Origin of the sequence: Fulvimarina pelagi HTCC2506 (assembly GCF_000153705.1) — a bacterium.
Classification (GTDB): Bacteria; Pseudomonadota; Alphaproteobacteria; order Rhizobiales; family Rhizobiaceae; genus Fulvimarina; species Fulvimarina pelagi.
In genome coordinates this window covers 2,196,808-2,216,302 of the sequence record NZ_DS022272.1, presented here as the reverse complement: position 1 = coordinate 2,216,302, position 19,495 = coordinate 2,196,808, and the positions used below count along the sequence as shown (strand labels likewise).

The following is a 19,495-nucleotide window of genomic DNA, read 5'->3' as shown; positions in this document are numbered from 1 at the left end:
AAGCCTACGCCCGATTTATGCACCGCTGCGAAGTGCATATCGTATTTTGGCAATTGGCTGGCAATTCGAACAGTCAGAACTCCGGGGACGCTGTATAGCAATGCATGAAGACTGGAGCGCCATCCGCTTTCTTCCGAACGTCGCTTTGGAGCAACCGCTAGAAACTTCGCAAGTCGCTCTCATGTCGTGTTGCGATGAGAGAGTTCAGGGCTTGGCACATGCGTATCCGGCGTTTGGTGATTTCCTTGGAAAATTTCGGGATGAGTTTGGCATGGAGCTCGAGCCGACAGTGCTACTCTATCGCTCAGATTCTCCTCAAACCATTCGAACGTTAGAGGCGTTGGCAGGATTTCGGGATCTTGTCTGCATCAGCGCGGTTTGTGCAAGTTACGTTAGAGATCTCCTCTATACAGGAGGTGCCGGATTTCGATTTTCCAACGCCTTCGACTTTTATCCGTGGTTCTTCGGAAGACAGTACGATGACACTATCTTCGTGCAGACTGCATCAGTGTTGGGAACACATAACCTGAGCGAGTTAAATCCTCAGTGCAGTCCAGCTTTTTCCGTTTTGTCGCTGCAGATCCATCACCTCGATCTGCCGCTGTACCGAGGGCTTCGGCGAAAATGGGAAGACGCTTTCGCCGGCGAAGGAGAAACGCAGCGCAATCGACGACTTTTCCGCTCGCTGAACATGGCCCGTGCAGCGGCAAGAATGCCCGGCGGCCCAGAAGTCGACATTTACGACATTGGGCGGGTTATAGCGCTCTGGATCAGCGCCTGTGAGATTTTGATTGAAGAGGGCAAGGGAAGCAAATTTAAGGTGCTCAAGCTTCTTAATAAAGTCGATTGGAAACACGGCTCTTTCTCAGAAGAGAGAGCACACCACACCCTTTATATGAAACTATACAATGCGCGAAACGATTTCCTTCATGGCAAACCCGTCTCAATAGATACGCTTGAAGTTGCCGATGACGGATCGAACCTATTCAAAATGGCAGCACCTCTCTACCGTTGCGCGCTCTCAGCATTTCTGAGCGAGGAAGGGATCTCAGGCAGAGATGAAGGCGTCTCTCAAGATGCTGACGCAGATATTATCGAGGCGCTTCGAGACATGGAGATCGAACGAACCCAAATGAGAGTCGAGGAAGCCCTCCTGAAAACGCTTCCATCTGGGACTGAATAAACCAAGTGGCGTTCGAGATCCTTGACCCTGGCCTCAGACCGGATGGGTTTTGCGCGCCGACTTCACGGCGGACGAGGCGACCGGTCTGGTGGAACGGTAGAGAAGGAGGCGGAGGAAGGAACAACCCCGAAAAAGCTGATGCCTGCGCCCGATTTACGCACTGCTGTCGAGCCTCAATATGATCGCATTGAAAATGTTCGACAAGATCCACTCAAGCAGCGCACGTGACAACGGAAGAAGGCGTCCCGCACTCGGGGGTGCCGTGACAGCATGCAACGAAAGGGCTCAACCATGAACGTGCTTCGCACAATCGGGTACGAGGGGGCTTACATCGATGAGTTCGTAGACACCCTCAAGGAGGCTGGTGTCACGCTTCTTGCAGACGTTCGAGCTGTCGCTGTATCCCGAAAGCCCGGATTTTCGAAGAACCGCTTACGTGAGCGTCTTGCCGCCGAGGGAATTGATTACGTTCACCATGTCGAGCTTGGAGATCCGAAGCCAGGTCGCGAGGCCGCCCGGGCCGGGAAGTTCGATCTCTTCCGCTCGATCTACGGACAGCATCTATCGGAAGCGCGGGCACAAGAGGCATTGCATCGCCTCGAAAGGTCGGTCGATGGCGCTGCTGTCTGCCTTCTGTGCTTCGAGCGGGATCCCTTGACATGCCATCGAGCGATCGTTGCCAATACACTCCAAGATAGAGAAGATGTTCGTATTGAGCATCTTTTTGTAGGAGGCGAGGCCGTTGGATCTGGATCGGGACAGAGAGGAACGCGTGGTCGTCCTCGTGAAAGCGTTGCCGCAGCCTAGCGAGAAGTATGGTGAAACGGTCTGTTGTGCGGGAGTTACCGCCGACCGTCAGTGGAAGCGTCTTTTTCCTGTCCGGTACCGTCATCTCGAAAGCGACTCCACTTTCAAGAGATGGAATTGGCTCCAATTTCGCTATCGGATGCCGAGAAGCGACACTCGGAAGGAAAGCTGCGCGGTCCAAGAAGACAGTCTCGTCGTTGAAGGTACGCTGAAGGAGCGTGAGCGTGCGCGACTACTCAGCCCTCTGATCACAAGCTCGATCCAGGAAGCAGCGGATCAGGGACAATCGCTGACGCTCATTCGGCCGCGGAATCCTCGCTTCGTCGCGGTTAAGAGGACCAATGCAGAGCTTGAACAGGCCAAGGCCGCCTTCGAAAAGGCAGCGCGTCAAGGTTCCCTCCTCGACAAGAAGCTCGCCGAGATCAAACCGTCACCTTACGACTTTCGCTTTCGGTTTGAGGATGGCACGGGCAAGCACGATTTCGGCAACAACGACTGGGAGACGCATGCCGCGTTCTTTCGCGAGTGCAATCGCAGCTCCGAGGATGAAGCCCTCAGTTGGCTAAGTGCGACCTACAACGAAACCTATCCGAGGAAAGGGATGGCTTTCGTCATGGGCAATAAGGTTCGATATCCCAAGACTTGGCTTCTGCTTGGAGTGATCCGTCTCGATCACGCCGACATGGCGCAGGCAGACCTCTTCTGAGGTCGTTCCCACAGAAGGCCACAGAGCGCTGCTGACGGCTCTGGGCGGTATCGTTCCCGCGACGACAACACGAATCGCGCCCACGGCCTTTGAAAGCCCTTTAATTTTGATCCTGGCTTGACCCGACCGACCGGCTCCGCGACGATCGTGCGAGCGCGCGGCGACTCCGCATTCGATCGGCGCATGGTGCTGACAGCTGTCAGCATGACGGGCGAGCTAGGCGTCTTCGTATCGTCGCCCCATGACGAACGCCCAGACCCTATCCTCCTCGACGCCCGTTCCCGCCGCGGTCTCCGCCGGTGACGTCCTCGTCCAGCTCGCCGCCCAGGTCGGCGGGCCGGCGAGCCCGGCGCCGGACTGGATCAAGATCGCGCCGCGCGGCCGGGTGACCGATCGCAACGGCGCCACGCACGTCTTCGACCCCGAGGCGCTCGCCGCCAGGTTCGCCGCCGACGACACCAAGATCCCGCTCGACTTCGACCACTCGACCGTCCTCCTCGGCGCGAAGGGCCAGCGGTCCGACGCGGTCGGCTGGATCGAGGAGATGGAAGCGCGGGCCGACGGGCTCTACGGCCGGGTCGACTGGCTCGATACCGGCAAGGCCGCGCTCGCCGCCCGCACCCATCGCTACATCAGCCCCTCCTTTCCGCGCGACACCGCCGGCAATGCCGGCTGGATCCATTCCGTCGCGCTGGTGACGGCCCCGGCGCTTTCGAAGATGCCGGCGCTCGCACACGCAGACCTTTCCCTCAAACCCGACACGGAACACACGATGAGCCATTACGCAGCCCTTGCGGCGACGCTCGGTCTCGGTTCGGACGCGACCGAAACCGCCGTCCTCGCGGCCGTCCAGAAACTCAAGGACGGCGACAAGGTGGACAAGGCGGTCCACGACCAGACCCTCGCCAATCTGGCCTCGACGACGAAGCAGCTGCAGACGCTTCAGGCGGCGGGCCGCAAGGCGAGCGTCGACGCGGTGCTGGAGCAGGCCTTGAAGGAAAAGCGCATCGTCCCCGCCCAGCGCGAGACCTACGAGGCGCTCTGCGCGAGCGACGAGGGGCTGGAACACGTCAAGGCGCTGCTTGCCGCGACACCAGCGAACCTTACGGCCTCCGGCCTCGACGGCAAGAAGCCGGATCCTGGCACCGGCGGCGAGCCCGCCGAGATCGACCCGGTCGTGCTCGCGGCGAAGGCCAACGAGTATCTCTCCGCCCAGCACGCGGCGGGGAACCCGATCACCTATCTCTCGGCCTTCAACCATGTCGAGGCCGAGCTGGAGAAGGAGGCCTCGCATTGAGCTACACGAACAATCTCGACATCCGCTCCTTCGAGGCAGCCGCGGCGATCGCCGGCAATCTGATCGTTACCGGCGATGCGACCGGAAAGGTCTCGACCGCCGGCGCAAAGCAGGGCTTCGGTATTGCCGAGCGCGTCGGCTGCGAGGCCGGCGACATGGCCGACGTCGTCTGCTCCGGCTGGTACGAGGTCACATGCGGCGGCGATCTCGACTTCGACGATCCCGTGACCGCAGACGCGCAAGGGCGTGCGGTGAAGGCGGTCCCCGTCGCCGGCGAGACGGTGCGGATCGTCGGCTTCATGCGCCGCGAAGCCGTCCTCGGGGACATCGCCCCGATCCATGTCGCCCCGAGCCTCCTCGTCACGCCGGCGACCGTCTGACGGTTCTCCGGTGAGGCGCGCCCCGCGGCGGCTCACCGCCGGCGCGCCCGAACAGCCATCTCATCTCACAGGATCCTGCCGACATGGCCAAGCGCCCCTTCGTCACTCACGCCCGTATGACCGCGTTCGCGATCGGCTACCGCAATCCGGACCTCACCTTCATCGGCGACAAGGTCCTGCCGCGCGTGCCGGTGCCCGCTGAGCGCTTCTCCTGGACCGAATATCCGATCGACGAGAGCTTCCGGGTCGTCGACAACCGGGTCGGCCGCACGGGCCGGGTCAACCGCGTCGAGTTCACCGGCGAGGAGCGCGAGTCCCGCGTCGAGGACTTCGGTCTCGACGGTCCGATCCCGAACTCCGACATCGACGCGGCGGCCAAGCAGCGCGAGGCCGGCCTCGGCAACTTCGATCCGCGCCAGCGCATTGTCATCGGTCTGGAAGACTACAACCAGATCAACCGCGAGATCCGCGTCGCGACCCTCGTCCAGAACCCGGCCTCCTATCCGACCGAGCAGAAGCTCGCGCTCTCCGGCACGGATCAGCTGTCGGACTACGACAATTCCGATCCGATCGGCGTCATCAAGCACGCGCTGAACGCGACCCTCGTCTTCCGCCCCAACCAGGTCGCGATGGGCTTCAACACCTGGAACAAGATCTCTTCGCACCCGAAGCTGATCAACGCGGTCAAGGGCGGACTGACCACCGAGGGCATGATCACCAAGCAGCAGTTCGCTGATCTCTTCGAACTGTCGCGCGGCGTTCATGTCGGGGCGGCCTACATGGACGCCTCCCGCCCGGGCCAGGTGGCGGATCTCCGCCGCGTCTGGGGCGACGACATGGTGTTTCAGCACATCAACGGCTCGGCCGACCCGATGTCCGGCACGATCACCCACGCCTACACGGCCCAGTACGGGACGAAGATCGTCGGCACGATGGAAGATCCGGACGTTGGTCTCGAAGGCGGCGAAGTCATCCGCTCGGGCGAGCGGGTGAAGGAGCTGATCGTCGCGCCGGGCGTCTCCTTCCTTCTCCAGGACGTCGTCGCACCGGGCATCTAACGGACGCTTTCGCCAGCTGGCGGAAAGACCCTTCAGTAAGGATTTGAACATGGACGATCTGACGAGGATCAAGGGGATCGGCACTGCGACGGCCAGCAAGCTCGCGGCCGCCGATCTTGGAAGTTTCGCGGCGCTCGCCGCCGTCGAGGATCTGGCGAAGCTCGCCGGCATCAGCACCGGCGAGGAGCAGTCGCGCGCCTGGATCGAGGAGGCCGGCAAGATCGAGGCGGCCGCAGCGCCCGGGCCCGCCCCGGCCGAAGGCGGTCCGGTCAAGGTCACCGAGGCGCGCGCGACCGAACTGGTCCGCGACAAGGTCGAGACGAACACGGACAGCGCGGGCCGGACGAGCTCGGCCGAGCTTCGCCAGGAGCGGCTCGACCCCATCCGTCACCCGGCTGCTGCTGCAAGTGTCCGGACGACGGGCGAGGCCTATGGCGGCACGCTGCCCGCGACGACCCGCGTCATGGCGGGCGGGCGGACGGTGTCTCTCTCGGCCCAGTCCGAGGACAAGTCCGAGAAGATTTTCACGGCCGCGACGCGGATCCTGCGCTCCAAAGCGCTGTACGAACCCGGTGCCTCGATCCCGCTCACCCGCGCCGAGTTCCGTTCCAAGTCCGGCAAGGGTGCGATCGCGGAACGCGACTGGGACGACGGCGGGCTGGTCGACATCGAGGCCGCTTAGCATTTCGACGCCCCGCCTTTAAGCGGCAAGCCGCTGTCGGGGACCCCGATCGCCGGCGCTTTTCGTTCGTCACGTCCGCCGGCGTGAACGCCCCGGCCAAACGGCGGGGCACCGGCGCGGCCGCTCTCCCAAACCGGCCGCGCCACCGAGATACCCGAGACCGGTCTGGTACGGCTCGCAAGGCCCCCAGCACCCGATGGAAACCTTCGAAGGTAGGGGCTGAGCCCGCCGGTCAGCCATTCTTCACCGCGCGAGGCCATCCGCTTGCAGCCATTCGTCACTCTTGCCGATCTGGAAGCCCGTCATCCGGCCGAGCTGATCACGCTCGCCGCCGACGAGACGACGGGCCTTCGCGACGACGAGCGCATCGAGGCGGCGATCGGCGATGCCTCGGCGCAGATCCGTGCGATCCTGAGGGCGCGCTACTCGGTCGACGAGCTGTCACGCCTCGACGCCGACAGCCGGGACACGCTGCGCATCGATGCGATCGACATCGTGCTCTACCGGGTCGCCATCTCCTTCGCGCGGTCCTCCGACCGGATCGAGAAGCGGCACGACGAAGCGGTGAAGCGCCTGCAGGCGATCGCGGCCGGGAAAGCCTCGCTCTCCTTTGCGTCCGAACCCGGCGGGGAAGACGCCGCCGACCCGAACCGCTCGGCCAACGAGGTGCTGATGGACGCGCCGTCACGCGTGTTCGATCGGCGAACGACGAGGGATCTGTGATGCAAGAGGCGCGGAGAACAGAGAGTTCGACGGGGACCGAAGAATGAACGGTATCCGGATCACCGTTACGGCCGAGGACTTCGACACGGCGATCGCGCGGCTCAAGCCGCTGCTCGACCCGGACTTCGGAGAACTGACCGCCTCGATCGCGGCACTCGGCGAGAGCCAGACGCGGCGGCGGATCGACACCGAGAAGACCGCGCCAGACGGCACGCCCTGGCCGGCGAACCGGGCCGGAACGCCGATCCTCAAGCAGACCGGCCGCAACCTTCTCGACAGCGTCGCCTCGACATCGAGCGAGACGAGTGCCGAATGGGGCGCGACTTGGGAACACGCGCATGTCCACCAGGAGGGCGCCGTGATCGGGCCGAAGACCGCGAAGGCTCTCGTCTTCCGGGGGGCGAACGGAACAGTCTTCGCCCGCAAGGTGACGATCCCGGCGCGGCCGTTCGTCGGCCTTTCGGACGAGAACCGGGCCGAGATGGACGATCTCATAACCGACTTCTTCTCGGGACTCTTTGACGACAAAGCCTGGAGCGCGCGATGACGATCCAGCCGCTCTCCCTTGCCCAGATGTTCGAGGCCTCGAAGCTCGACACGACCCGCGAACGGATCGTCGCGACACTTGCCAGCCTCCTTCCCGGCGTGAAGATCGTGCCCCATTACGGCAAGCTCGACATCAACGACGTCGTCGCCAAGGAGATCGTTTCGGCGCCCGGCGTGATGATCGGCTGGACCGGACTTTCGGACGATCGCGAGATCGACGGCCGGGCCCGGCAGACCATCCAGTGGTCGGCCTATATCGTCGCCGAGGACCATGCCGACACCGCGACCAGGCGGCGGGTCTCGCGCGACACCGTCGCCCACGCGATCGGGAGCCGGATCCTCGATATCCTGCGCGACCCGACCACGGCGAGCTGGGGCCTCACAGAGATCGACCGGCCGCTGCCCGAGCCCGCGCCGAAATTCGTGCCGATGTTCACCGCGAAGTCCTGGGCGGAAGGGGCCGCGCTCTATGCCGTCTCCTGGTATCAGGCGCTCTGGAACGTCGGCGAGGGATATTTCGATTGCGGCGGCGTCACGGTGGCCGAAGGCGCGCCCGATCCCGGCGCGACGGGGCCCCGCATCGAGGTCGGCTACGACGACGAGACAGAGCAGACCGAGATCGCGGCGATGATCGCCAAAGCCGACGAACAGGCCAGCGGAGGGGAGGAGACGCCATGATGGCCGAACTGCCCTTCAGCCCGGTCGCCTCGGAGTTCCGGCGCATCCGCCGGCAGATCGAGCGGGTGAACCGCCGGATCGCGATGGCCGACATTCCGGGGAAGGTGATCCCCGGCAGCCAGGATCTCCAGACGCGGACATTGCGCCTCGACATCGGCCGGTCCGCGGACGGGCGCGTGGTCAAGGGACCTCCGACGAGCTGGCAGCAGCCGGGCGCCGGTCGCCTCAAGACCCATGCGACCCCCGCCGACAACGAGCAGATGCGGCTGCGCTCGCCCTCCGGCACTGTCGGCACCGCCTCGCTCGCCGACTGGGCGACCTATGACGACGACAACGCCCCGCCGAGCCAGTCGGCCGAGGAGGGCGTCCTCGAGCTCGGATCCGGGCGGATCCAGTTCGGACCCGACACTCTGTCGGTGACCTTCGGCGGCACGGGCTTCGAGCTGTCGGCCGACGAGTTGAAGATGACGACCGTCTTCCGAGCCAAGGGCGGCTCCCGGCCTGCCCATTTTGTCGGCGGCAAGGACTCCGCCGGCGACACCGCCGCAGACGGCAACGCGAACATCCTGATCTGAGCGAGAGGAGCACAGACATGGCGAAGACCCCACAGACGACAGGCGAGCCGGAGAAGACCGGCGAAACAAAGACGCCGGTGACGAAGGCGGAAGTTGGCGAGCCGCCGAAGACGCCGACGCCCGGCGCGGCCGTGCCGGTACCTGCCTCCGGCGAGGGCGAAGCCGCCGATGCAAAGTCTGCACCCGCATCCGAGGACGGCCGTGAGGTCTACGAGGTGACCGAACGCGCTGGGCCGAAGGTTGCCGGCAGGCGCGTCAAGGCGGGCGACACGCTTCGCCTCACCGAGGCCGAGGCGCGATCCGACCTCTTGACCGGTGCTCTCATCAAGACAGGCGGTTCGCTGCCGAAGGGGCTCGATCCGAAGAACCCGGCCGAGGCCGACAAGGGCGATCAGGAAGCTGCGTGAGGCGGTTTCGAAGGGCGTTTGAAGAGGGTTCGAAGGCGTGGCGAGACAGGTCCGATACAGATCCGGTGTCGACGGCGTGACGGGCAAATTGCTGACTGGCAAGGCCCATCTCGCGCAGTCGCTCGCCGTTCTCTGGACCACCCGCCCGGGCCAGCGCTTCATGCTGCTCGACTTCGGTGATGATCTGCGCGCCTTCCTCGCGGAGGACATCACGCCCGATCTCGCTCTCGACATCTACGACGATCTGGTCACGGCCACCCACAGTTTCGAACCGGAATACCGGATCGCCAACCTGCAGCTCGTCTCGCTGACCCGGATCGGCGGGCTCGGCCTCAGGCACGACGGCACCTATTATCCGGAAGGCCGGCTCGGCAATTACGCGATCGCCGAACCCTTCGGCGACCTCGCGCCGCTCGCCGCCCGCGAAGCGCTTGCGCGGAGGTTTGCCGCATGAGCCGCTTCACCACGCAGGGCCTGCCGCGTCCCGTCGTCGTCCAGGAGCTCGATCATGCGTCCCTCAAGGCGCTACGCGTCTCCGACTTCAAGGCGGCGATGGCGGAGGCGGGCCTCACCTGGGACGTCGAGAACGAAGAGACCGACCCGGCGAAGGTGTCGCTCGGCCATGCCGCCGACGGCGACATGTTCTTTACCGCGATGCTGAACGACACGGCTCGCGTGATCCTTCTGCCCTCGTTCGCGAGCGGTACCGATCTCGAACGGCATGCGACGAATGCCGGGCTCGGCGAGAACCCGCGGCTTCCAGGCGAGAGCGATCCGGCTTTGCTGGAGCGCATCCGGCTCGCCCGCAAGTCGAAGTCCGCGGCCGGGCCCGACGACTACTACAAGAGCCGGGCGCGGAACTTCGACAGCCGCGTCCGCGATGTGGCGGTCACGGCCGAGACGCGGAACTCGTCGGATCGCTCGTTGATCGTCTCGGTCCTGACGTCCGACAACGGCGGCTACATGGATGCCGAGCTTCAGGCGGGTCTCACCGCCTCGCTGAATGATCGCCTGTTCCGCAGCCGCAACGTCACGGTCGAGATCGTCCAGGCGGTGATCACGACAAAGAACCTCGCTGCCCACGTCTATCTCTACCCGGAAACGCCGGAGAGCATCCTCGAGCAGGCGCGGCTGAACCTCATCGACCAGGCTGCCGCCGATCAAAGGCTCGGCTTCGACCTGACGCGATCCTATGCCGAGAAGCATTTGCATCTTGCCGGCGTCCAGCGGGTCGAACTGCAGGGCTGGGTCAACGCCTATGCCGAGTTCAACGAGGCGATCCGCCTCGGGACCGTGACGCTCACTTCGTTCCGGTTGCCGTCATGAGCGGCGATCGTCTTCCCTCCGTCAGCCTACCGATCACAAAGACGATGGCCGCGGTCTTCGCGACTGCGAAGCGCCTTGCGCCCCTTACTGCCGAGATCAGGGAGATCGGCTTCACGACCGCGCCGGACGACTGGGTGCCCTGGTTCATCTGGGACTACGGTCTGGAGGACGTCGTGCCGTATGTGCGCGACTATCGCCGGGTGCTCTCCGAAGGACCGCTCTGGCAGAGCGTGCGCGGGACACCGGGCGGGATCGCAATCGGTATCGGCTGGGTCGAGAGCGAGGGCGAGGTCGCACCGAGCGACCAGCGGCACGACTGGTGGAAGTTCCAGGTCGGTTTCGAGGCGCCGGCCTCTGACCTCGACCAGATCCGGCAGTTGGGCGGCATCATCCGCCTGTCGAAGGCGTCCGAGGACGAACTCTTCCGCATGTTCTCGCCCGGCCGGGATCACCGTCCCGTCCGAATGGACATGCACCGCGCCGGCGGCGGGCTGATGGACGGCTATTCCGGCGAGGCGCTTTGGGAGGGCGGCCCGCTCATCTCCTTCGGTTGGGACGGCTCAAGCGAAACCGCCTTCGAGAACGGGCTCGAAAGCTCGGTCGAGATCGAGGCATCGCAGCTCCTCGACCGGGGCGAAGGCCTGCGCATGGACGTCGACCGCTTCGGCGGGCGCGTGCCAGCGCTGACCGAGGGCGGCGCCGACATCCAAATCACCGGCGAAGGGTACGCCTTCGCCGACGATCACTGGCCCGACGCCTGGCCTGAGAGCTGGGCCGAGGCCGCCGAACCGCAGGCGATGGCCGGCGCATGGGAGACGCTATGAGCAACACGATTCTGACGACCGGCGGCCGGGTGGTGATGGCGGAGGCGATCGCGGCGCTCTCCTTCGTCGCCGCCCTCTCGCGCGGCGATCCTGCCTGGGACGGTACATGGGAGGGAGCGAACCCGCCGGCGCCTGGTCTCGACGCGAGGGACGTCCTCGATCTCGCCGTCCATGTCCGGCCGACGATCATCGACTTCGTGGAGCCGGACGAGGCGGGCGCAATCCTCACCGACGAGGGCGGGCGCTATGCGCTTAGCCCCGAGTCGACCCGATACCTGCGTGTGCGGGTCTCCGTGCCTGCCGGCACGTTCGACAACGAAGAGATCCGCGAGGTCGGGATCTTCGCGAAGGCCGAATATGCCGAGGGCGTGCCGCCCGGAAAGACCGTGCTCGAGGCGGGCGATATCGTCTCGCCGGGCACGCTGATGCAGGCGATCTGGTCGCGGCCCCAGCACTTCGAGACCGGCACCTCCTACGCCCGCAACTTCATTCTGAGGGTCTGATGGCTTTCGCGCTCGCCAACTACTTCAACCGCCGCCGCGACGGGACATCGCCGCAGGGCGAGCCGCGGTCCGGCGCCGACTACATCGCGCGGCGCTTTGCCGAGCTGCTCCATCGCGGACGCCAGTTCGTCGAGAGCGCCGAGGCGAACGAAGCGCAGCAGATCGCCTATGAAAGGCAGCGCTCGATCGGCGACCAGGCGTTCGGGCCGGTCTCGCTGCGCGACGGCGGCACGATCGTCGTCGACAGCGCGGCGGGCACGGTCACCCTCGGCGAGTCCCTCATCTGGGCCGGCGGTTACATGCACCAGGTCGCCGCTGCGACGCTCACCGGCGTGCCGATGGTGGGAACGGTCGCGATCGGCATCGCGGTGAGCGAGATGGTTGTCACCGATGTCGAGGACGTCGACCTCAAGGGCATCGTTCCGAACACGGAATCGCACGGCAAGGAGCTTGCTGCCCGGCTACGCTACGATGCGGTCTGGGCACGGGACGGCGATCCGTTCTATCCGATCTTCACGATCGTCGACGGCGTCGTGCCGAGCGAACCCGTCGCGCCCTTCGGCGATCTCGCCGAGCGGGCCGTCGAGCGGCATGTCGAGGAAACGCACGGCTCGCACATCATCGACGGCTTCGACGCGCTTTCGGGCGGCTATGACGCCGCGACCGGCGAGCAGGTCTACCTGATCAGCGCCGGCGTCCTCCGGGCGGCGGGCCGGCGCATCACGCGTTCGGTCGACACGCGGCACCGGCAGGCCGAGAACCCGGTCCTCAAATCCGTCGTCGGCGAGATCCACAACTTCGTCGCGGACGGGGCCGACATCACGCTCAGCCACGGCCCGATCGCCGACGTCCAGCTGGTGACCGTCGTCAAGGAGCGGACGGAGACGCTGACCCATCAGCTCGCCGGCGGCTCCGACCCGATGACCTCGACCCCGGTCTATTCCATCCAGTCCGTGGTGCGGGGCGGCACGACCTATGTGAAGGGCACGGACTACAAGCTGACGGCCGACAAGGTAGACTGGTCGCTTCCCGGGGCCGAGCCGAACCCCGGCGACAGCTACACCGTCACCTATCGCTACACCTCCGTCGTCGCGCCGGACGAGATCGGCCGCACGTCGCTCCAGGTCTCCGGTGCCGTCACCGGCCTGCCGGTCACGATCAACTACCGATGGAAGCTGAAGCGGCGCGACGTGATCGCGATCGACCGGGACGGCGGCGTGGTGATGATCGAGGGCGTGTCGAGCGCCTACCAGGCCTATCCGCCGCGGGTTCCGGCACCGCTCGCCCCGCTCGCCATCGTCGAACATCTCTGGGGCATCGCGGCTATCGTCACGCCCTACGAACAGCGCCGCATGACCGAGGCCGAGGTCCGCTCGCTGCTGCGCTTCGTCGTCGACAATGCCGATCTCATCTCGCAGCTGAGGCTGAAGCTCGACGTGCAGGACCGCGATCCGGCGAGCCGCCGCGGCTCTTTCGTCGACGACTTCATCTCCGACCAGCAGCGCGACGAGGGCATCGTCCAGAACGCGGCGATCGTCGACGGTACCGTCCAGCTGCCGATCACCGTCACGTCTCAGGAAGTCGACATCGGAACGTCGGCGATCATGCTGGCGGGCGTCATCGAGACGATCGTCGAACAGCCCTACCGGACGGCGAAACAGCCGATCAACAAGTATCAGGCCTTCGATCCGCTGCCTGGACAGGTCACGCTTCGCCCCGCGGTCGACCGCTGGCACGACGTCACCCGGTCGACGGAAACGGAGGTCACGAGGCAGATCCTGCGGACAGGTCACTTCGTGCCCGGCCGCATCCGCCGCGTGACCGATCGCGGGACAACGATCGCGACCCGCATCGACTCGATCAACCGCACGAGCGAAGCTGCCCGCTTCCTTCGCCGGATCGCCGTGACCTTTACGATCAAGTTCGCGGCCCCCGGTGAGACGCTGACTGAGGTGACGTTCGACCGCATCGCCGTGCCGTTCACCGGCGGCGGCGTCGCAGATGCGAGCGGGACGATCACCGGCACCTTCACCATCCCGGCCAATGTCCGGACCGGCCGGAAGGCGGTGCGCTTCGTCGGCAATGCCGGGCTGGATGCGACGGCCAGGTTCGAAGGCTCCGGCCAGATCACCTCGATCGTCGTGCGTCAAACCCGGTCGATCACGCGTGAGCTCTACTACACCGACCCCGTGGCGCAGAGCTTCAAGCTCGCTGAGGACCGGATCCTCGCCGGCGCGTCGTTCGAGTTCACGGACCGAGGCGACCCGGACAATCGCGTCATCTGCGATCTCAGACCGATGCGGGACGGCTACCCTGTCAACGAGACGCTGGCCGAGGGCGCTATCGAGGGGAACGCCTTTGCGCTCTCCAATCCGAACCTCGTCCAGGAGGCGAACTGGACGGCGATCGACTTCGCGCTGCCGATCCCGCAGCTCGCCGGCGAGGAGCGCGCCATCGCACTTCTGACCGACGATGCCGATCATGCGGTCGCCTACGCCGAACTGGGGTCTCAGAACGAGGACGGCGTTCGCGGCTACGACAAGCGTCGCCAGGAATGGGTCCGCTCCAATCCCTATGGCGGCGTGATGTTCGAGGCCTCGAACGAGTCGACCTGGGTTGCGAAACCTGCAGCCGACCTGACCTTCCGACTTCGCGCCTGGCGGTTCACGTCGACGACGCGAACGGTCATCATCGGGACCTTCAATGTCGAGGACGTCTCCGACATCCTCGTCCTTCTCGTCGTCGACGAGCCTACGCCGGAAACGCGCGTGACCCTCGAACTCGTCCGCGCCAGCGGCGAGGTGATCAGCTTCGATCCGAACGAGCGCCTCTCGCTGCCGGAATACGTCTCGGAGTCAGTGACGATCCGGATGGTGCTGACCGGAACGGCGACGATGTCGCCGATCGTCTATCCGACCTGCCAGATCCTCTGGGGGACGCTGGAGACAGTGGCGAACTACGTTTCGGAGGCGACCAGTCTCGACCAGACCTACGGCAATCTGAAGGTCCGTACGGTGCTCGAAGCCAACGCGCCGGGCGGATCGTCGATCGCGCTCGATATCGGCGGCGACGGTGCCTGGGACACCCAAGCTGCGGTCAACTCGACCGATCTCGGCGACGGCTGGATCGAGCGTGAGTACCTTGAAGGCGCCGTCAGCGACACCGAGACCCGTGTCCAAATCCGGCTGACCGGCACGCCGGCGGCGCGGCCGAGCGCGCGGGCGCTGCGACTTCGTGCGACGGAGGTCTGATCGATGCCGGTCCTCGACCAGACGCCGGAAGGCGTTCCGCTTCCGCATCCGGACAACAGCCCGCGGTCGGTCGATGTGGGACGCATTCGCGATGCGCTCATCCTTCTATCGCAACGGGAAGGGACGGTCGGCACGCGGATTGCGACGGCCGTCGATACGGCGATCGCGGAACTCAAGGCCGGCGCTCCGGCGGCCTACGACACGCTCATCGAAGTGGCGGACAAGCTTGCCGACCAGGACGACGTGATCGCGTCGCTCTTTACGGCGATCGGCGACAAGGCTGCGGCTTCCGCGCTGGCAGCACACCTTGCCGATACGAACGATCCGCACAGAATCGCCTCGGCGATCCGTGACGGCGTTCCCGCGAGTTTCGACACGCTGAATAAGCTGCACAACGCAAAAATGTCGAAGAGCCAAAACCTCAACGACGTTTCTGACAAAGCTGTCGCCCGCGCGAACCTCGATCTCGACGGTTTGAAAGTCATAGACGCCGGGAGGGTTGCCTTGAACGGCAACTCGACCTCGACGAATACGGCCTATGCCGCTCATGCTACTGAGCCGTTCTACATAGACAGCGAAGAGGGTGACTTCTTGGAGGTCACGTTCAGCTGCAACCTGTACGTTGACGTAAACGGCGCCATCAGAGACGATGGCGGATCAGCGATCGTTCTCAAAGTATTCGACGGAACAGACTACGTCATACCTGTGAACGGTATGCACAGCACAGTCCTCCACTCGAACCCCGGCTCATCTACGGACCAGGCGCTCCGCGGAATAGCCTACCTGTCGGCGTTTCTGGACGCTTCTTATAAGCGGCCAAGCGAACCGACCAGGTGGTATCTCCGCCCGTATTTCTACGCAACTTACTCAGGGAACGTGGCGTCGGTGAACGGCGCCTCTGCGATCTACCGTGTCTACAAGGACCTTCGGGGCGCCTGATGAAAACTCTCGATATCATCAACGCGGCACGATCGGTTCTTGGCTCTGACGACATCATCGTAAAGATGATTGATGAGCTTTCCTTCGTTGTCACGCACCTCGACGAGACGGAGGTTACTGCGCGAGAGTATGCCGATATCCAAGTGATCCTCGACGCTATCGATCCGATGGTAGATGCGCGTCAGGCTGCTTTCAGTCTCGCAATCCGGAAGATCGACGCGATCACAGACGCTATCAAATCGGAGTGGTCTGAAGGCGAGCGGGACTCTTGGGATGCTCAGGAGAAGGAGGCTTTGGCGATCTTGGCTGAAGGTGTCGCTGCCCTCGACCTTGACCGCGCCATACTTCCCGGCATGCACGCGGATAAGGTTGCCTACACTGGCGCCCAGACAACGATCGAGGAATATGCGGGGAGCGTCATCGATTACGCCAACCAGTATCGCGTCGTCTCACGTCACTGCGCGAGACTTCGCCGTATCGCTGAAGGGCTTCGCAGTTCCGACATTGCGACCGAGGCGGATTTGAACACCGCATTGGAGCGAGTGTTGGCGCAGATTTCGGCAACGGCTGACCATATTCATGGTCCCGGAACTTGACCGATTATTGCACCCTCTGGCCGGACCGGCTCTTCGGCGTCGAGATCGGCGAGGCGTGCTGCAAGCCACACGACGAGGCCTACGACGCCGGTGGCTCGCTGGTCGATTTCGTTGCGTCCAATGTCGATCTCGGGGCCTGCGTCGCCGCGCTGGGCTTAAGCGCCTGGGGCGTTCTGATGGCGATCGGGACGACGCTGTTCGGATGGATCTTCTTCCGCTGGCGACGGAAGGGGCTCGATAAATCGCGGCCGTTTCGGTAGCTTCCCGGCGTCACGCATTCGGAGGGCCAGATGTCCGGTTACGACAACAACCCGAACCGCAGCCGACCGAAGCCGGGCTGGGGCGAGGTCATGTTGATCGTCGCCGTCGTGATCGGCCTGATCGTCACGGTCTTCATCGTCGCGTCCATGTTCGGATGACTGCCCTCTGACCCTTTCGATGGTGCTGACAGCTGTCAGCATGACCGCCCGCCATCACGCGGTCTAGCGTCGCCGGAGATTTCTCCTGAGGTCCCCGCTCGAGCCTTCAGGCTCGTGCCGCCTCTTGCATCCGGAGCGTTCCATGGCCGCCACCACCGACAATGTCGGCACCCGCGTCTTTTCCAATCTGCGCGACACGGTCGCCGCGATCGACACGCGCGATTCCACCGTCATCGGCCTCTGCCTGCCACTGCCGAACATCGCGGCCGAGGACGAAGCGGCATTCCCGGTCGACGAGCCGCGGGTGATCTCGACGGACGATCCGGAGACCCTCGCCAAGCTCGGGCCCGGCATGGCCTACGACACCATCCGGCAATATGCGCTCGAAGGGATCATCACCGACGTCCTCTTCGTGCGCGCCGCTCATTCCGAGATCCTCAACACCCAGATTGGCCTCATCGCCGGTGATCCGAACGCGAAGACGGGCGCCTGGGCGCTGCTCGAAGGCAAGGCGGAGTTCGATCTCGAACCCGGTCTCGTCCAGGCACCGGGCTTCATGTCGCAGCGGATCGACGCCGGCGCCAATCCGGTCGTCGCCGCCCTGAGCGCGATCTCAGACCGGATCATCGACTGCATGGTGGTTGGAGACACCCCGGACACGAGCCGCGATGCGGCGGCCGAATGGGCGGACGACTGGGCGACCTTCTACAACGTCATCGGCATGTATCCGCACGGCCGCTACTTCCTCGACGGCCAGACGGTGACAAGGCCGCTCTCGCCTTCGGTCGCCGCCGCGATCGTCAGGCGCGACAAGGAGGTCGGCAATCCCTACAAGGCGGCCTGGAACCGGCCGCTCAAGGGGCTCACCAATCTCTCGCAGTCAGTGTCCTACCGTGACGGCGACACCAGCCACGACGCCAACTATCTCGTGCAGCGCGGCGTCGGCACGGTGATCGAGGGCCGCGTCTTCTGGGCGCCCTTCACGACGGCGACCGATCCGACCACGGTCGGCTACCGCTCGATCAAGCGCATCCGCACCCGTCGGGCGATCGAGAAGGCGATGCTGCGTCCGCTGCGTCTCTACCTGTCCGAGGACATCGGGCCGCATGCGGTCACGCAGATCTTCCAGGCCGCAAACGAGGCGCTGGAGGAGCGTCAGGCGGTCGGCGCGATCATCGAGGGCAGCCAGGTCATCTGGGACCGCTCGCTCAACCCGAACAATCTCCTCCGGAAGGGCGGAATGCGGGTGAAGCTGCGCTTCGAGGAGACGCCGGACCTCACCGATCTCGGTATCTACACCGAGCCGCAGCCGGAAGCCTTCGACATCCTGTCGGACAATATCCGCGCCGCCCTGGAACGGCTCGGCAACCCGAACATCCAATACGTCGCCGCTTGAGAAGCGGCTTCGAACGCCGCTCGAACGGCATTTGAGAGGTTCTTATGGACTCCATCATTCACGGCGCGAACTGGTATGTCGGCGAGATCAACTGCAAGAAACGGCTCGAAGCCGTTGCTCTGCCGGATCTCAGAATGGCACGCGAGCGGATGGCCTTCGGCTGGTTCGGCTTCGAGCTCCCGACTGATATCGAACCGCCGACCTTCGAGTTCGGCGTCTACGGTTCGCACCGCGACCTCCAAAGCCGCTTCGGCCGCGAAGCCGGCGACTGGACGACGTTCACCTATTACGAGCGCCTGCGCGACATCACCAAGGGCCAGAACAAGGGCCGCGTCGTCATCATCAAGGCGCTGATCATGGATGTGCGCCATCCGCGCGTAATCGGCAAGCGGGCGGACGCGACCCGCTACGGAGGCGGTGGTGTCTGGTTCTACCACGACATCTTCGACGGCGAGACGATCCACAAGTTCTCGGTCGAAAACCAGACGCTGGTGATCGACGGGATCGACTATTCGAGCGAGGGCAACCGCCTGATCGCGGCTTGAGGGCATTTTCAGCGAAAGTCGCACGACTTTCGCGCTCGCGAAAATGCGCACTGAAGAGGGCGCTTCGGGCGCCGGGGGACGAGCATGTCGGACGTGACGAACGAAGAGCGCAAGACCGGCCCTGACGGGGCGGCCGAACTTGCGGGCGAGGCGCGCAAGGTCGGGATTGAGGAGATCCCCCTTCCGCCCGAGGAGATGCGCAGCGACTGGGACGAAGCGCCTGAAGTCGAACCTGCGGCCAAGGCAAAGAAACCTGCCGCGCGAGCGAAGAAGGAGGTCGCCGAGCTCGACTTCCTCAACGGACGTCCGGGCAAGGGGTTCGCCCTCGACCATCCGTTCCGGCTGCGCCATTCGGACGATTCTGGGCATCCCTTTCGTGAGATCCGCGAAGTCTTCGTGCGGCCGTTGTCGGGCCAGGAGGTCGCCGACGTTCTTTTCGAGCGGGATGCAGCCGACCCTTACGATTTTTACGCTGTGATGAGCGGCATGCCCGCCGCGGTGTGCCGGGCGCTTCCCGGCCGCGACGGCGATCGGCTGGCGGAGATCGGCTACGGTTTTTTGCCCCGCTTCATGAAGGCCGGCGGCTCCGGGTCGACCCGCGAGCCTGCCGACGGCTCGTCCTGAAGCTCGCGCGGGTTTCCGCGACACCGGTGC

At 64.6% G+C, this 19,495-nt stretch carries 24 protein-coding genes; all 24 read left to right on the top strand.

Features of this window, described 5'->3' with window-relative positions:
* Positions 1-100: 100 nt before the first annotated feature.
* Positions 101-1,183, top strand: a complete 1,083-nt coding sequence (locus tag FP2506_RS10365) for a hypothetical protein (protein WP_007067426.1) — start codon at positions 101-103, stop codon at positions 1,181-1,183.
* 270 nt (positions 1,184-1,453) lie between these two features.
* Positions 1,454-1,990, top strand: a complete 537-nt coding sequence (locus tag FP2506_RS18360) for a DUF488 family protein, N3 subclade (protein WP_202814189.1) — start codon at positions 1,454-1,456, stop codon at positions 1,988-1,990.
* Between the two features lie 139 nt (positions 1,991-2,129).
* Positions 2,130-2,696 carry a hypothetical protein gene (locus FP2506_RS10360; RefSeq protein ID WP_007067423.1) on the top strand — a complete coding sequence of 189 codons (567 nt, stop codon included), beginning with the start codon at positions 2,130-2,132 and terminating at the stop codon, positions 2,694-2,696.
* Between the two features lie 241 nt (positions 2,697-2,937).
* Positions 2,938-3,993, top strand: a complete 1,056-nt coding sequence (locus FP2506_RS10355) for a phage protease (protein ID WP_007067422.1) — start codon at positions 2,938-2,940, stop codon at positions 3,991-3,993.
* Positions 3,990-4,373 carry a DUF2190 family protein gene (locus tag FP2506_RS10350; RefSeq protein WP_007067421.1) on the top strand — a complete coding sequence of 128 codons (384 nt, stop codon included), beginning with the start codon at positions 3,990-3,992 and terminating at the stop codon, positions 4,371-4,373. The genes FP2506_RS10355 and FP2506_RS10350 overlap by 4 nt, the downstream gene beginning before the upstream one ends.
* An 83-nt stretch (positions 4,374-4,456) precedes the next feature.
* Positions 4,457-5,431 (top strand): hypothetical protein, encoded by a 975-nt coding sequence (locus tag FP2506_RS10345; RefSeq protein WP_040489090.1) that lies wholly within the window; start codon positions 4,457-4,459, stop codon positions 5,429-5,431.
* 49 nt (positions 5,432-5,480) lie between these two features.
* Positions 5,481-6,113, top strand: a complete 633-nt coding sequence (locus FP2506_RS10340) for a helix-hairpin-helix domain-containing protein (protein WP_007067419.1) — start codon at positions 5,481-5,483, stop codon at positions 6,111-6,113.
* Between the two features lie 264 nt (positions 6,114-6,377).
* A complete protein-coding gene (locus tag FP2506_RS10335) occupies positions 6,378-6,836 on the top strand; it encodes a phage protein Gp36 family protein (RefSeq protein WP_007067418.1) in 459 nt (152 codons plus the stop codon).
* A 43-nt stretch (positions 6,837-6,879) separates the two neighbouring features.
* On the top strand, positions 6,880-7,383 hold the full coding sequence (locus tag FP2506_RS10330; protein WP_007067417.1) for a phage virion morphogenesis protein: 504 nt from the start codon (positions 6,880-6,882) through the stop codon (positions 7,381-7,383).
* Positions 7,380-8,060 (top strand): hypothetical protein, encoded by a 681-nt coding sequence (locus FP2506_RS10325; RefSeq protein WP_007067416.1) that lies wholly within the window; start codon positions 7,380-7,382, stop codon positions 8,058-8,060. The genes FP2506_RS10330 and FP2506_RS10325 overlap by 4 nt, the downstream gene beginning before the upstream one ends.
* Positions 8,057-8,635 carry a phage baseplate protein gene (locus FP2506_RS10320; protein WP_148227533.1) on the top strand — a complete coding sequence of 193 codons (579 nt, stop codon included), beginning with the start codon at positions 8,057-8,059 and terminating at the stop codon, positions 8,633-8,635. Before FP2506_RS10325 ends, FP2506_RS10320 begins: the two co-directional genes overlap by 4 nt.
* A gap of 17 nt (positions 8,636-8,652) precedes the next feature.
* Complete coding sequence (locus FP2506_RS10315; RefSeq protein WP_007067414.1) at positions 8,653-9,042, top strand: hypothetical protein; 390 nt, start codon at positions 8,653-8,655, stop codon at positions 9,040-9,042.
* 37 nt (positions 9,043-9,079) lie between these two features.
* Positions 9,080-9,496 carry a GPW/gp25 family protein gene (locus FP2506_RS10310; protein WP_007067413.1) on the top strand — a complete coding sequence of 139 codons (417 nt, stop codon included), beginning with the start codon at positions 9,080-9,082 and terminating at the stop codon, positions 9,494-9,496.
* A complete protein-coding gene (locus FP2506_RS10305) occupies positions 9,493-10,368 on the top strand; it encodes a baseplate J/gp47 family protein (protein ID WP_007067412.1) in 876 nt (291 codons plus the stop codon). Before FP2506_RS10310 ends, FP2506_RS10305 begins: the two co-directional genes overlap by 4 nt.
* Positions 10,365-11,192 carry a phage tail protein gene (locus FP2506_RS10300; protein ID WP_007067411.1) on the top strand — a complete coding sequence of 276 codons (828 nt, stop codon included), beginning with the start codon at positions 10,365-10,367 and terminating at the stop codon, positions 11,190-11,192. The genes FP2506_RS10305 and FP2506_RS10300 overlap by 4 nt, the downstream gene beginning before the upstream one ends.
* Entirely contained in the window at positions 11,189-11,695 is a 507-nt protein-coding gene (locus FP2506_RS10295; protein WP_007067410.1) for a hypothetical protein, read from the top strand. Before FP2506_RS10300 ends, FP2506_RS10295 begins: the two co-directional genes overlap by 4 nt.
* On the top strand, positions 11,695-14,946 hold the full coding sequence (locus FP2506_RS10290) for a DUF4815 domain-containing protein (RefSeq protein ID WP_007067409.1): 3,252 nt from the start codon (positions 11,695-11,697) through the stop codon (positions 14,944-14,946). The genes FP2506_RS10295 and FP2506_RS10290 overlap by 1 nt, the downstream gene beginning before the upstream one ends.
* A gap of 3 nt (positions 14,947-14,949) precedes the next feature.
* A complete protein-coding gene (locus tag FP2506_RS10285) occupies positions 14,950-15,885 on the top strand; it encodes a hypothetical protein (protein WP_007067408.1) in 936 nt (311 codons plus the stop codon).
* The gene (locus FP2506_RS10280) at positions 15,885-16,481 is read left to right on the top strand and encodes a hypothetical protein (RefSeq protein ID WP_007067407.1); all 597 of its coding nucleotides are present in this window, start codon (positions 15,885-15,887) and stop codon (positions 16,479-16,481) included. Before FP2506_RS10285 ends, FP2506_RS10280 begins: the two co-directional genes overlap by 1 nt.
* Positions 16,478-16,741, top strand: a complete 264-nt coding sequence (locus FP2506_RS10275; RefSeq protein WP_007067406.1) for a hypothetical protein — start codon at positions 16,478-16,480, stop codon at positions 16,739-16,741. The genes FP2506_RS10280 and FP2506_RS10275 overlap by 4 nt, the downstream gene beginning before the upstream one ends.
* 30 nt (positions 16,742-16,771) lie before the next feature.
* Positions 16,772-16,900 (top strand): hypothetical protein, encoded by a 129-nt coding sequence (locus FP2506_RS19355; RefSeq protein ID WP_007067405.1) that lies wholly within the window; start codon positions 16,772-16,774, stop codon positions 16,898-16,900.
* Between the two features lie 142 nt (positions 16,901-17,042).
* Positions 17,043-18,296, top strand: a complete 1,254-nt coding sequence (locus tag FP2506_RS10270; protein WP_007067404.1) for a phage tail sheath protein — start codon at positions 17,043-17,045, stop codon at positions 18,294-18,296.
* Positions 18,297-18,340: 44 nt separating this feature from the next.
* On the top strand, positions 18,341-18,841 hold the full coding sequence (locus FP2506_RS10265) for a phage major tail tube protein (protein WP_007067403.1): 501 nt from the start codon (positions 18,341-18,343) through the stop codon (positions 18,839-18,841).
* Positions 18,842-18,925: 84 nt separating this feature from the next.
* Positions 18,926-19,465, top strand: coding sequence for a hypothetical protein (locus tag FP2506_RS10260; RefSeq protein WP_007067402.1), 540 nt, complete (start codon positions 18,926-18,928; stop codon positions 19,463-19,465).
* The last annotated feature ends 30 nt before the right edge of the window (positions 19,466-19,495 follow it).